This is a genomic window from Bacteroides faecichinchillae JCM 17102, from assembly GCF_000614145.1.
In the GTDB taxonomy this organism is placed as follows: domain Bacteria; phylum Bacteroidota; class Bacteroidia; order Bacteroidales; family Bacteroidaceae; genus Bacteroides; species Bacteroides faecichinchillae.
The window spans coordinates 195,568-210,826 of the sequence record NZ_BAKK01000002.1; the positions used below are offsets into that span (position 1 = coordinate 195,568).

The 15,259-nt window shown below is 38.1% G+C and carries 5 protein-coding genes and 2 pseudogenes; 1 reads left to right on the top strand and 6 read right to left on the bottom strand.

Going from position 1 to position 15,259, the window contains the following annotated elements; genetic code table 11:
- Positions 1-329: 329 nt before the first annotated feature.
- A pseudogene (locus tag JCM17102_RS25785) lies at positions 330-4,304 on the top strand (hybrid sensor histidine kinase/response regulator transcription factor).
- 93 nt (positions 4,305-4,397) lie between these two features.
- Here the strand turns inward: JCM17102_RS25785 and JCM17102_RS01855 are convergent.
- The 6 genes and pseudogenes from JCM17102_RS01855 to JCM17102_RS01885 all read right to left on the bottom strand — a co-directional run bounded on the left by JCM17102_RS01855 (position 4,398) and on the right by JCM17102_RS01885 (position 15,138).
- A complete protein-coding gene (locus JCM17102_RS01855) occupies positions 4,398-5,228 on the bottom strand; it encodes a glycerophosphodiester phosphodiesterase (RefSeq protein WP_051572671.1) in 831 nt (276 codons plus the stop codon).
- An 80-nt stretch (positions 5,229-5,308) separates the two neighbouring features.
- The gene (locus JCM17102_RS31170; RefSeq protein ID WP_083564654.1) at positions 5,309-7,354 is read right to left on the bottom strand and encodes a family 43 glycosylhydrolase; all 2,046 of its coding nucleotides are present in this window, start codon (positions 7,352-7,354) and stop codon (positions 5,309-5,311) included.
- 217 nt (positions 7,355-7,571) lie between these two features.
- On the bottom strand, positions 7,572-9,572 hold the full coding sequence (locus JCM17102_RS01870) for a glucosidase family protein (RefSeq protein ID WP_081800178.1): 2,001 nt from the start codon (positions 9,570-9,572) through the stop codon (positions 7,572-7,574).
- A 21-nt stretch (positions 9,573-9,593) separates the two neighbouring features.
- Positions 9,594-11,587 (bottom strand): annotated as a pseudogene (locus tag JCM17102_RS25790) (retaining alpha-galactosidase).
- Between the two features lie 60 nt (positions 11,588-11,647).
- Complete coding sequence (locus tag JCM17102_RS01880; protein ID WP_051572672.1) at positions 11,648-12,829, bottom strand: purple acid phosphatase family protein; 1,182 nt, start codon at positions 12,827-12,829, stop codon at positions 11,648-11,650.
- Positions 12,830-13,068: 239 nt separating this feature from the next.
- The gene (locus JCM17102_RS01885) at positions 13,069-15,138 is read right to left on the bottom strand and encodes an acetate--CoA ligase family protein (RefSeq protein ID WP_025073749.1); all 2,070 of its coding nucleotides are present in this window, start codon (positions 15,136-15,138) and stop codon (positions 13,069-13,071) included.
- Positions 15,139-15,259 lie beyond the last annotated feature (121 nt).

Consider the following 15,259-nt stretch of genomic DNA (forward strand, 5'->3'; position numbering starts at 1 on the left):
AGCCATATTTCCTGATTCTGTTAGCACTAAATTCGGTTGTTCATTTCATGTTTCGTCATCACATGATTATGTGACGTAGGCAAAGTTAGCGAACATAATCTGCTCATAACATAACAAATTGGTCAATAAATAAAAAAATTGTTCCAAACGAACTATATTCCCCTATCATATAGATATTTTGGATACTAAAGGGAATGAATTCATATAAAAACAATAGTAATAATCTCGTTTTTGAGACACATATACAATAATCTCGGAATTTTTATATAAGTTTGCATAGCCTTAATATAAAAAGCTAGCCAATTCTCAATTGTGTCATTATTTGCATTATGAAAAAGATAAAAGCTCTGTTGTTTATCCTCTGTATTGTCTTTCTCTATGGCTTTCCGTTGTTTGCGCAAGATAATATCCAACACTATTTCAAAACATTGGATATCAAAAACGGACTGTCACAGAATACCATATTTGCAATCCTGCAAGACCGACAAGGCTTTATGTGGTTTGGTACAAAAGAAGGATTGAACCGCTATGACGGACAGAGTTTCCGTATCTTTAAGAAAGAAGAATCCGGCCTGGGAAATGATTTCATTACAGCTTTATTTGAAGATAGAAAAGGAAAAATCTGGATAGGAACAGATGCTGGAGTATACATATATGACCCGAGAGAAGAAAAGTTTACCGCCTTTAATATAACCAGCGATACAGGAGAAGTAATCACTCAAGCCGTAACCAAAATCGGAAGTGATAGGAATAATGATATCTGGATTTCTGTAGATTACCAAGGTCTGTTTAAATACGACATGAACCAACAGACATTATCCAATTATTTGTCTCTTAAGAAGCCCGGAAAGTCATTGGCAAATATCAGTCATTTCTGGTTTGAAGATCAAGCCTGTTGGCTAGGATTGTATGCTGACAATCTCTATTATACAAATGATGACTTCAAAACCCTACAACCTTTTAAGGACAGTGAGGGAAAAGAAACATTCAAAAACGAGATAATCACTGCAAGACTCGTTGGAGCACATAACTGCTGGTATATCGGTTCTTCAAATGGACTGACAGAGATCAATCTGACAACCCAAAAAACCAGACGGCTACTTGAACATTATGTTCGCGATCTGGAATTATGCTCTGATAATGAATTATGGGTAGGTACTGAAAACGGATTATACATTTGCCACTTAAATGACGGTACAACCGAACACCTTACAGATTCAGACGGTAATGATCCATATTCATTGGCAGATAATGCTATCTATTCTATTTATCAGGACAGAGAGGCTGGAATGTGGATTGGCTCTTTTTTTGGGGGAATTAACTACCACCCGTATCCCTATACTTACTTTGAGAAATTCTATTCCGGAAGAATCGGAGACTTTGGGAAAAGAGTACGAGAATTTTGCGAAAGCAATGATGGTACGATATGGATCGGTACGGAAGATTGCGGACTATTCAACTTTAACCCAGTCAGCGGGGAGATAAAACCTTTCCGACATCCTGATATTTCTCACAATGTACATGGCCTGTGCCTGGATGGAAATTACTTATGGGTAGGCAACTATTTGGGTGGATTAAACCGTATAGACCTACGAACAATGCAAGTGAAACATTTTCAGAAAGGGACAACCTCCAATGCTGTGGATATCAGCGATATAATGTCAATATGTAAATCAACTACAGGTGATCTATGGTTGGGTACTGTCCGAGGACTGATACGTTATAATCCCGAATCTAATAATTTCACGCCTATTCCGGAACTCTCTAACAAAAACATTTATCATATTCTTGAAGATTCGCATGGCAACGTCTGGGTATCTACTTATGCTAGTGGAATATTCCGTTATGATATCAAACTAAAGAAATGGAAAAACTTTCATTATCAGGCAAATGATCCGAATTCTCTACCTTACAATAAAGTAACCAATTGTTATGAAGATAGTCAAAAAAGGCTATGGATAATGACTCAAGGAGGAGGTTTCTGCCGTTACATCCCGGAAAATGATAATTTTCTCCGTTATGGTATGCCACATGGATTCCCGAGTAATACTATTTACCGGATGGAAGAAGATAATATGCATCAACTATGGCTAACTACCAATAACGGACTAGTTTGTTTCAATCCGGAAACGAATGAGAAACGTATTTATACCACTGATGATGGATTGTTGTGTAATCAATTTAACTATCAGTCTAGTTTCAAAGATAAAAAAGACCGTATCTATTTCGGATGTATCAATGGTTTTATTGCTTTTGAACCTGACATGCTTATGGAAAATCCTTTTAACCTCCCATTGTAATAACCGACTTTTCCATATTCAATAATCGGGTAATTGTGGCTGATGAGAATTCTCTACTAACAAAAAGTATCCTATTCTCAGATAAAATCCAGTTGCTACCAAAACTAAATTCGTTCTCATTACATGTTGCTGCTTTGAATTATCAATCACCTTCAACGCAGCAATTAATCTACAAATTAGATGGATTCAGCGAAAAGTGGGCTCCGGTAGAGAATAACTTCATTATCAATTATTCAAATCTACCTTATGGTACCTATACGCTCCGGTTAAAATTAGCAAAAAACAAGAACCTTTCCGGAACAAATATGGAACGTACCTTAGAGATTGAAGTTCTTCCTCCGTTCTATCTGTCAAAATGGGCATATTTTATTTATGCTCTGTTTAGTTTGTTATCAACTTTTCTATTGCTCTCTTATTTTCAGAAAAGGAACAAGGAGAATCAACTGAAACTAATAGAGAAAATTAAACAAGAAAAAGAACGTGATCTATATACAGCAAAAATAGACTTCTTTACAGACGTAACTCATGAGATACGTACCCCGCTAACTTGATCAAAGGCCTTTGGAGAACGTTCTCTCTTATAATAAACTCCCTAATGAGATACGTGAGGACCTGGAAATTATGAATATGAATGCCAACCGATTATTGGATTTGGTCAATCAGCTTCTTGATTTCCGGAAAGCAGAGATCCAAGGTTTCCAACTAAAGTTTGAAGAATGCAACATTACAGAGTTACTGCAACAAACTTATAAAGGTTTCACGTCATTAGCATTACAAAGGAAGTTGGAATACATCATTGAAGGAGCCGATCAGGTAAATGCATCAGTCGATCGGGAAGCACTAATTAAGATCATTAGCAACTTACTGACAAATGCTATTAAATATTCTGAAACTTATATACATGTCAGATTATGGATAGAAAATAACTGTTTTCTATTATCTATATGTAACGATGGAAAGCCAATCCCAGAGGATATGAGAGAAGAAATTTTCAAGCCTTTCATTCAATATAAGAATGAACAAAATCAGCTGACATCAGGTACAGGTATTGGTTTAGCTTTGGCCCGTTCTTTAGCAGAGTTACATCATGGTACTTTAGTCATCGACCAAACCATGGATTATAATCGGTTTATCCTCTCAATTCCGATTACCCATCATCAGTCAGAAGTGAAAGATTTAAGTGAAGAGAAAGATATAATACTTGAGAAAAATGAAGCTTCTGCTACCATAAAAATACCTGAAACTGATATAGAAAACAAAGAATTGCCTTCTATATTGGTCATAGAGGATAATAAGGATATGCAGGCTTTTATAGTACGTCAACTATCTCCTTGGTATAAAGTAGTGACAGCCAGAAATGGTGTTGAGGCATTAGAAATGCTCAAACAAGAGGAAATCAAATTAGTGATCAGTGATGTAATGATGCCTGAGATGGATGGATTAGCACTATGTAACCAATTAAAGAAAGATGTAAACTATAGTCACATACCTATCATTCTATTAACAGCAAAAGTCTCACTGCAAGCTAAAATAGACGGTTTAAAATCCGGCGCTGATGCGTACATAGAGAAACCTTTCTCTATGGAGCTTTTAAGAACATCCATAGATAACTTGCTGGAAAGTCGTGAACGATTGTATGCAGCATTTGCAAATTCACCTTTTCTTCCAACGAATTCGGTAGCAATGACAGAAGCAGATCAGAAATTCCTACAAACATTGTCACAAACTGTAGAGACAAATATGCAAGATCCGGAATTCGACTTGGATAAAATGGCTGTATTGATGAATATGAGCCGATCAAGCATGAACCGCAAAATAAAAGGGATTTTAAACATGACTCCTAATGATTATATCCGATTGGAACGACTAAAGAAAGCTGCTCTACTTTTAAAAAAAGGAGAGTATAGGATCAATGAAGTTTGCTATATGGTAGGGTTCAATACTCCATCTTATTTTGCTAAATGTTTCCAAAAGCAATTCGGCACTTTACCTAAAGACTTTTAAAATAAGCGTCCTTAGGAATATAGAGTGATTAGAAATATGAATAATTAAAACTTATTGCACAATTTCTATTGTATATTGGAAAGAATATGCAGCCTAATATTTCACATTGATCCAAGGAGCTTTCGCTGCAATCCACTTTTTGAGTTGTATTGGGATATCAGTACACATATAATCGCAGCCTAAATACGCTCCTAACATAAAATCTTCAACAGATTTTCCTGGCCATAAGCTTACAATAATTCCCTCTTTATGAGCTTTTTGAACACTCTCGCGACTTGTTCCATTCATAGTTGCTCCTAAACGGTTTATTCCAACGGTTCTGCATAAAGCTATCGTTTCGGCATTACAAGGTTTTGAAGTTATCAATAACAAATCAACACCTGGATAATGTGACTGAAGATAGCGCAAAGCCCGATAATCACTTGAAGTAAATACATAAAGAGCATCCGAGGGTCGTTTTTCCATCACTTTTTTATATAACTTATCACAATATTCTTTCAAACGATCTTCAGGATAAAGAGATACAGGACTCGTTTTCATCTCAAATTCCACATACAGCCCCTTTTTATCTTGCAAAAACACAAGTAATTCATCAAGGAACATCATTTTGTTCCCTTGTTTTGTCTGCAATTGCATGATCTCCGTTTTTGTATGATCTTCAACAACACCTTTACCATTAGTGGTTCGTTCCAATGAACTATCATGCGTAATTACTAGTTCTCCGTCCTTAGTCATTCGTATATCAGTCTCAAAACCACGATAACCAGCATCATAACTGGCTTTAAAAGCTTTTAGCGTATTCTCATCGTTTTCCATCCGTCCGCCACGGTGCGAGAACAGGCGTATTTCCTGAGTCTGTCCGAACAACTGTAGGGATATGAAAAGCGCTACTAACAAAGTGAAAGATAACCGATGTGTTTTCATTTTCTTTATTAATTTAACAGACTTAATAGTCTGGTATATTACAGTATGGCCTGAGAATAAATACGAGGGACAAAGGTTAATTACCAGGAAACCGATTGAGGAGTATTAGTCGGGCCATCCACTTTCAACCTCCCCCTTTCATCAAAATAAAGCCTATCTATGCAAACTACACGATCCCAATTCGGTTTCTTACAATGTGCATCTGCATGACGATGATAGACTATATATAAATTTCCATCCGGTGCTTCAATAATTGAATTATGTCCGGGAGAAGAAATGTTATTCGAAAGATCAGTTGTCATCAGAGGGTTATCAGCACATTTCCTCCATGGACCTAACGGATGCTGTGCTAATGAGACTCCAACACCGTAGAAACCTTCCCCCGTATCGTTAGCAGAATAAGTCATATAATAGGTATCGTTCTTCTTAAAAACAAAAGGACCTTCGTTACAACGATTTACATCCCAACGCACTTTCTCCCATTCCTGAGATGCTCCGGACACAAACACAGGCTCTCCGTCAAGTCCGGAAAGATCTTCTTTCAATTTCGCGGTATAAAGTTCTCCCGTTGCAACACCATTCGGCATGCCGTTTTTACTATAATAAACATAAGGAGTACCATCATCATCCACAAATATATCAGCATCAATAACAGAGTACCCCAAATCAAACCAAGGGGTATAGAGATCAGTAAAAGGGCCATCAGGATTTTCGCTTACGGCCAGACACGTTTGCAACATATCTTTTCCCGGAACGTAACAGCAGTAAGTCATATAAAACTTGCCTTTGTAATATCTCACTTCGGGCGCCCAAAAAGCACTAGTTCCAATATGATTAGCAGATTTGCGGTAAAGAGCCCCTTTATTTTCCCACGTGATAAGATCTTTAGAAGTATAATAATCGAAACCGGAATCATTTGTCGTCCCTGTCAGATAATAGATACCATTATACTGATAGACAAACGGATCTCCTATAGACAAATCTTTATTTTCCGTTGTTTTCACAGGATTAGCATATTTTTTCTCCGGTTTGCAGCACACTTTATTCTCTCCGTCTACTACCAACGGGTCGAAAACATTTTTCTCAGACACCAGATTTTTATCGAGGACTTCAAACTTGCCATCCTTAATCTTAATATCCATAATTGTCAATGTCTCGCGTTTCGCTCCTTTTGATTCATTAGGAGAATGAAAGGATATCTTCAAATTTCCTTGTAAATCTTCAAAAATCATCTGATGTCCACCATTATTAGAAAAAACAGGTTTCTCTTCGTGCTCCCAAGGACCTAATACTTTACCACTTTTGGAAATAGCCTGACCAATAGAATAAAGCGGAGAGAAGCTGGACCAAGTCAATATCAAGTTTCCACTTACTTTATCTTTCCAAATGAAAGGAGCATCAGTAACTAATACTCCATCTCCTATTTTTGTCGGCCATTTTGCATCAGAAGCTCTAAACAATCGGTGTGGTTTACCAACAGTTCCTGTCAAGTTACGCTTCAATTTCTGTGCCCATATTTCTCCAATTTTATTTTGAACATTCGGACCGCACCACTCCACACTGAAAATGATCCAAGGTGTACCATTGTCTTCTACAAACAATGATCCATCCAGGCATTGCATAGATTCCGGAGTTATATTCAACTGTCGTGCCGGCAACACAGGCTTGTAAGTACCTAAAGCACCTGTAGTCGATTTCAAAATAGTAGTTCCCCGCAAGATCCCTTTTTCCTTGTTACTTAAAGTCAGAAAAGAATAATAGTTACCTTTATATTCATATGTGTCAGGAGCCCAGAAATCATCTTTACCTAAATAATCAGGAGCCGCCTGAAATACAAAACCTATTTCTTTCCAGTTTTTCAAATCCTCACTCTTATAAGCAAAAAGTCCCCCCCGACCATCTTTCCACCGGGAAGTAATAATATAATAACAATGATTTTTACGATCTACAGTAACAAAAGGATCACGCATATGCATATCTCCGGCAGAAATGTTATAACCCGCCTTCTCTGTTACCGGCTGAGAATCCTGTTGTGCCAGAAGAGCATAACTATTCAACATTACAATAATTAGACAAACTCCAATCTTTATTATATCTACTTTTTTATGTATTCTATTCAAACGCATATTAATATTATTATTTATATTTATCAACTATTGTACAAATACATCAAGTTCTTATACCAACGGATTAACTATCCATTAAAGCACTAATAATTAAAAATAAACCATTAATAGTTGAGAGATCAGTCTTTAATAGCCTACGCCTCAACTAGTAATACTCAATAAATAAAACAATTCACTTCTGAGTCCCCAGAAAAACATTTAGGACAAGATAGAGTATTTAGATATTACACAAGACTGTTGTACCACTCTTTATCCTCTTATTCAGTACAATCTTTCCAGCTTTTTCTATTTTAATACGAATCATCTCTCCTTTCACACGTTCCACTATAATATCAAAATCCGCTCCAAAAGCTTTCATTTTTCGGAATGCCATACGATCCCACTCTTCCGGCAAACGTGGCGTCAATGAAAACGAATGAAGCCCGGTAGGACGAATACCAAACATCCCTTCTGTAAAAATACGACCATACAATCCACTCTCTGCAGAAAGATGACGCTGGTTCCCTTCCGGCCAAGCCTCTACCGCATAAGGGACATGACTTCCCAACAAACGCGTCACAGAATAACGTCTCAAAAATGTCATTGCCTTCTCTATCTCACCCACTGTAAACACTCCACGCAGCGCATACAATGTAGAGCGATCCCAAAAAGTACTTGTACCAGCTTGCGTCAGCAAACCGTTTTCTGTCCATAGCCTGGGGGAAAAAAGTGCATCAATTGTCCCCGGTGCACGCTTGTCGATCCCCATCACTAAAGGGATACAGATCCATGAACGCAAAATATCATTTCCCTCATAGTAAGCATACGTATCAAAACCTTCCACTGTAGAAGCAAAATAACTGTCTATGTTCTTTTCCATCTGAGCAGCTTGCTCACGATATTTCTTCACTACAGCACTCCCTTTCCCTAAATCTTCTGCCAAATAGGCAGCCGAAAGTAAAGCATCATAATACAAAGAAGAAGTACAAAGATTTGCTTTTCCGGAAGGGAAACGGTTTTCCAACTCATCCGAGTCAGAGGTCACGACTCCTTTATCGTTAAGTTTTTGACGACAAAACTCCAGACACCATTCAATCAATGGCCATAACTCTTCTGCTTCAGCCTTACTTCCCCTTGCCAAAGCATAACGAGCAGCTCCGTAAGCAACCATAGCGCCATCACCACGGTCACCCGCCACCCCAAAATGATCGAGTCCTTCAGCAATGATCGAACTAGGCATTGGCTTACCCTCATCATTTATATATTTTGAGAACAATCTGAATGAATTTAAAGCAGAGGCATTTCCATAAGAATAACCTACAAATGGAAAATAAGGATTAACATACTCAGCCTGATCATTAGCCCAGATCGCAGCATAATAAGCTTCACCACCCGGACCGTGCATCGGACCGGACTTGGTTTCATAAATACTTTCGCATGCACGTATCTTGGAGAAAGCGAACATTTCATTGAGTACAGGTTCTGGAGTTTCCAACACCAAATTATTCATCCATCCCGCTACCAATTCCTTACGCTTATTCATTTCTACAATGCCATCTATCACTTGTACCTTTTCCGAAGACTTATAAGCTGAAACCGATGCTGGGAACGAATATGATTTCCCCGGACTTAAAACCACATATCCCGATTTCCAGGTCTGTAAATGTATAGTATAACTACCTTCAACTCCGCGACTCGGATCTGTCGTAAGCACTGAATGAATCTCCGGAATCTCAAGATTCACTTTTTCTTTCCCTGTATTGGTAAACTCATAAACCTCCACTAAAGAAGGGGAATCCACAGACGGGAAATAAATCCGTCTTAAAGATAATGATGAATTATTTCCTAAGGATATCTGGCTAACCACCTCCATTGTACCATTCAATGTCACAGTCTTCACTTGTTCACGAATACTGTTTCCATTCACTGTCACCGCATCCAGTGGATTCCAGTCGAAACTGCGAATCACATTGCCATGGGTATTATTAGGTATCGTACGAAGCATCGGCCAGACTAAACTCTTGCTCAGTTTAAAAGCGCCTTCTTTATTCACTCCATACCGAAGCACCATGGCTAGCCGTTTACCGGCCATTTCAATATGATCCGAATGGGCTTCTCCTTTTCTCACCTGCCATGTGATACTATTTCCCAAACTGTCTATCTTCCAGAACTGCTGCGCATTACTAGTAGCATTTAAGAAAAATAAGAGAACTACCCACAAGCTTATCTTTTTCACCATTATCTTTCAAATATTAGCAGATTACTTTACCTGAATTTTAGCTACATATCCTCCGCCCGGATACATCTTAACTTTCAATTTCTTATCCGCTGGTAAACCTTTCTCTTCCCGACGATAATCCGTACCTTTACGATGAGCATTCACTCCATCACGAAACTCCTCTACCTGATAGTCGCCATCCGGTAAGAAAGATAGATCGATCGTCATTTCTCTCGTATTCCAGTCAGTGATTCCTCCAACATACCACACATCACCATCCCGACGTGCAGTCACAATATATTCACCCATCTTACCGTCTAATACCTTACTCTCATCCCATACAGTAGGTATACCGGCTATAAAACTAGTGGATTCCGGCTCACGCATATAATTACTAGGAGAATCGCACAGCATATTAAACGGTGACTCAAATATTACATATAAAGCCAACTGACGACAACGTGTACCTTGCTCATCGGTTCTGTATTGCATGGATAATAGTTTCCTTTAACTGCATTATGCATTGCACCTTGCGTGTAGTCCATCGGTCCGGATACTTGACGAATAAAAGGAATCATCACATCATATTTTACCTGATCAAGAGTAGCCGGGCTCCATTTCAACTGCTCTAATCCGTTCACACCTTCAAAGTTTAACACATTTGGATAAGTGCGGTTCAAGCCCGCAGGTTTGGAAGTACCATGTAAGTCGAGAATCAATTTATATTTGGCACACATTGCTGCCGCACGATAATTAAAGTCTGTCATCAATTGGTCGTCACGGTCCATAAAATCCACCTTGAAACCTTTTACACCCATCTCCGAATAATGACGGCAAACATTTTCCATATCACGATCAAACGCATGGTAACCAGCCCACAATATAATTCCTACATTCTGAGCCGCAGCATAACCTACCAACTCTTTCAGATTAATATCATCCACTACTTGCATTAAGTCTGCCTTCTTATTCACAGCCCAACCTTCATCAAGAATCACATATTCAATACCTTTTGCAGAAGCAAAATCAATGTACGCCTTATAAGTAGCATTGTTTACTCCAGTAGCAAAATCAACACCTTCCAGATTCCAAGCATTCCACCAATCCCAAGCAACTTTTCCCGGTTTAATCCAAGAAATATCTTTCAATCGGGATGGAGCAGCCAGTAGATAACTCAGATTACTAGCAGCCAGATCTTTGTCCGAAGTGGTCACAATAGCAATACGCCATGGGAAACTCCTTTCTTTATCTACTTTGGCAATATAATTTTCACGTTCCTCTACCAACATTTGAAGATTATTATGGCCACCTTGAACCATTTTCTTAGGATAAGGAGCAAATACACCACTCAAACTATTTTCCCCTTTCGCTGTCGAAAGATAAAGTCCCGGATAATTCTCTAAATGAGTTTCAGTAATACACACTTTAGTTTCTTCATCTACTTCTACCACTAACGGAAGAAACATCAAGCGTTCTTTATTTAACTTCGATAGTTTATCTGTAGTATATTCATTCTCAAACGAATTAAAAAATTGAGTTCCAAAATCGCCATCTTTTCCTCTCTTCACATAAGGAACAGTTGCCGACAAATCAGAAGGGAAACAAAAATCAGCCTGCTCATTCACTACATTGAAAGGTCTTTTTACCTGACTGACAAAGCGGTAAGCCACTCCATCATCATATGCACGGAATTCAACGGAATAATTTCCTTTAAAACGAAGTACTAATTCATTATAGCAATCTTTTATCTCCTTTGCACGATAAAAAGGAGAAGGAACTACCTGATCAACTTTTTTCTGTTTACTACCCGCCAATCCGGCATTTACTCCCCAAACGTGTCCGTTATCCAATGTCATAGAAATCGGAGAAGGAGCCAGTATCTGTTTGTCATTACAAGTGATGTCATATACTAACTGCTTACCAGCAGCAATCTTGACACATAAATTACCATTCGGAGAATTAAGTTTAAACACCTTTTGTGCCTGAGCGGAAAGCACTAGCATCCCACAAGCAATCATTAGTACTAGCTTCTTCATTTTTATCATTTTTATATAGGTATAATATTTATTTAATCAACGAGAAAAATTATCATCTTCTTAAAACTGCGTATCCAACAGTATCTTTCCATCTTTATCAACTACTTTGGCTTTAATCTTTCCATCTTGAATATCCAAACGAGTAGCACTGTGATTACTTCCTACAATAACTGGAAAAAGATTACCTCCACTACCTGCTTCAAAGAAAGCATAACGATGCGTATGGCCGGAAATCATAAGATCAATGTTTGCTTTATTTAACACAGGTAACATTTTAGCTGCTAAATCGCTTATTCCATGATCAGTATCCCGACCTTTGTCGAGGGAAGTAATCATTGGGAAATGCGATATGACTATACGGTATTTGGCTTTCTTAAATTCTTTGCTTTTTACCAGTTCTTTCAGCCATTCCGTTTGTTCGGTACGATAGTTGTCGAAATCATTCAAACCTGCATAGACAGGAGCAGTGTCAGGTTTATCTTCCCCACAATCTAACATTACTATCATAATATCTCCTACCAAACGACTACCATATATTTTGTTAGTTGTCTTCGGAAATAGTTTCGGATAGGTACGTGCTAATTTTCCTCGTGTTTCATGATTGCCTCTGACCATTTCAAAAGGAATAGATGTAGCAAAAAGACGTACACTGGTATCAATGAAAGCTTTAAATGGAGTCTCATCATTTTCCATAAAATTCATAAGATCACCGGCATAAAGAAAAACATCACAAGTCCTATAGTCGCACAAATTCAGTAATGTTTCCAATTTCTTAGCATCGTTATGTGTATCACTTACAATAAACAGTGAACCACCCTTACCTTTGGGATCGGTAGTTTGAAAAGAGTACCATTGAGAAGTGATACTATCCCCATAAACAATCTTATAAGGGTTGAACTCATGTATTTCTTTGGTGAGAATACGATATTCATAAGTAGTCTTTGGCTCTAAACCTTTTCCTCGAATGAAATGAAAAGTATTATATGCATCATGCAATCCATATTCTGTATGGTGATACATTTTAGTTTGTGTTTCTCCCTGCTTTCGTAATTCGATACATGAAAAAGCAGGAAGTGAGGTAGTAAAAATGAAACTTACACCATCGGTAGTAACCTCTTGCAAATAAGGGCCATGAGAGATTTTAAAAGTTTCAATTTGTTTGGCAGAAAGACTGAAAGTAAACCCAATAATCAGAATAAATGCCAAAGTAAATCGTTTAAGATGTAAAAGTGTGTTTCTCATTACATTTTCAGTCTACATATAGTTATTTAAAGGAGTCCCGATTAATCTTTGCAAAACTAACCCGTTATTTTTTAAGCAAATGCAACATTTGAGTCAAAACCTAGAAAAATCGATTCAACCAATTAGTGTATAAATACCAACTCATATCTCTATTTTATTCAATTTATCTTAGTCAATATAATACAGCAATCATTTCTTTAACTCATATACTAAAGTATTGACAAAGATATAAAACCTCATTACATATCCCCTTTCTCAATCCTAATACGTGCATCAACGGCTATAACAGACTTATCTGTAGCTAGAAGCGGATTTATATCCATCTCTTTAATTTCTGTTGCAAATCGGAGAAGTGTGGATAAACGGACAATAATCTCTGCAAACTTATCTTCATTCACCCCTTTTTGACCACGTGTTCCTTGTATAATCTTATAAGCCCGCAAAGAATGAATCATAGAATATGCCTCCTCATAAGAAAGTGGAGCCAAACCGGAAGATACATCTTTCAGAACTTCCACAAAAATCCCTCCCAATCCACAAAGTACTACATGACCGAATCTCTCTTCATATTTTGCACCGATAAATAGTTCGGTTCCCCTCAACATGGGTTGTACCATCACTGCACGAGCTTCGGGTATTCTCATCATCCGGTCAAATTCTAATGCAAGATATTGCTCTCCTTTAATATTTAGGGAAACTCCTCCAACATCTGACTTATGTACCGGACCTACTACTTTAGCAACAACCGGAAACCCGCAACGATGGGCAAAAGCAAGAATTTCTTCTTTCTTATCAGAAACAAATTCATCCACAATCGAGATTCCCGCGGCATGAAGCAAGGCTTGAACATAATGTGGTTCGATGTAGCCATCGTTCGGAATAGAATCAATGATACGACGAATTCTCGGCACATCTACTCCGAACAATTCAATCTCGGGCGCTGCAGGTTTAGGAGCATTCACAATACGGGAAAGAGCTGTTCCTAATGTTACTTCATCTGCAAAATTCACATGACCTTTTGCCAGAAATGCCGCCACTTCTGCGCCAGCAGTATTTATGGATGGTAAAATAGGGAAAATAGGTTTGCGACAAGCCTGCATTTTCTCATGAAGTACATCATACATCTCAAACATCGTCACTAATCCTGGTGTACCAAAGATAGCCATCATTGCATCTATATTCTCAAACTTCTCCTCACAATAATCAATACATGTACGCAAATGTTCTGGAGTTCCGGTAGCAAGAATATCAATTGGGTTACCAACAGAAGCACCGGGAAAAAGCTGCGTTTTCAACTCTTCCACTTGTTCTCCTTCCAGTTTGGGAACATTCAATCCACCTTTGCTTAAAGCATCAGTCAGCATGACTCCGGGACCACCCGCATGGGTTATGATAGCAAAATTCTTCCCCTTCAATTCCGGTAAAGTAAAGATACAACCTACAGTAGTGAGTTCTTCACGTGAAAAGCAACGAACAATACCTGCTTTACGAAACAAAGCTTCAACCGCTGAATCTGAACTAGCAATTGCCCCTGTATGCGAAGAAGCTGCACGACTTCCACTTTCCGAACTTCCTGCCTTTATAGCTGCTATCTTGCAACCTTTCCTAATTAAAGAAGAAGCATGGAATAACAGCCTATCCGGTTTTTTAATACTCTCAATATAAAGTAATTTAAGATGAGAATCTCTTTCCGGATCAAAATGCTCATCCATAAACTGAAGCACATCTTCTACCCCTATTTGTTTCGCATTACCTACCGACCAGACGGAATTAAACTGTAATCCTTTCGTTACGGCACTCTCTAAAATAAATACAGCTGTAGCTCCAGAACTGGAAATTAAATCAACTCCCCTTGAATTTAAATTAGGAATAGGCTGACTGAAAACACTATGATGACAAGTATTCATTAATCCAATGCAATTGGGACCGATCAAAGATGCACCATATTGATTGACCGTTTCTAAGATCTGCTGTTCAAGCAAGGCTCCCTCATAGGTTTCCTCCCCAAATCCGGCAGAAAGAATAATAAAAGCCCTCGTTTTTTTTTCTTTTGCCAACAAATCGACTACATCCGGGCATAAAGCTGCCGGGATAGCCAATACAGCCAGATCTGTATCAGGTATATCTTTTACATCAGCAAAAGCAGGAATTCCTTGTACCTCTTTTTCTTTTGGATTCACAGCTCTAAGTTCTCCACGATATCCTCCATTAATCAGATTCTTCAATATAGCGCCACCCGGCTTATGTACATTATTCGAAGCCCCTACTACAACAATGCTTTCAGGACACAGTAACTGGGTTGTTATCATATCGTATACAGGTTTTATTTAACTTAAGTACAAATATATCCTTTTCTGAAAGAAATATGAAAAAATATGCAGAAAGATTATGCCACTTATTTATTGAAGTGCCTATAGTATAACCTAATGA

What these genes read in the sequence shown, in the direction of transcription:
- JCM17102_RS01855 (WP_051572671.1), bottom strand. Translation starts at nt 5,228, where the DNA reads ATGAAAACACATCGGTTATCTTTCACTTTGTTAGTAGCGCTTTTCATA.
- JCM17102_RS31170 (WP_083564654.1), bottom strand. Translation starts at nt 7,354, where the DNA reads ATGCGTTTGAATAGAATACATAAAAAAGTAGATATAATAAAGATTGGA.
- JCM17102_RS01870 (WP_081800178.1), bottom strand. Translation starts at nt 9,572, where the DNA reads ATGGTGAAAAAGATAAGCTTGTGGGTAGTTCTCTTATTTTTCTTAAAT.
- JCM17102_RS01880 (WP_051572672.1), bottom strand. Translation starts at nt 12,829, where the DNA reads ATGAGAAACACACTTTTACATCTTAAACGATTTACTTTGGCATTTATT.
- JCM17102_RS01885 (WP_025073749.1), bottom strand. Translation starts at nt 15,138, where the DNA reads ATGATAACAACCCAGTTACTGTGTCCTGAAAGCATTGTTGTAGTAGGG.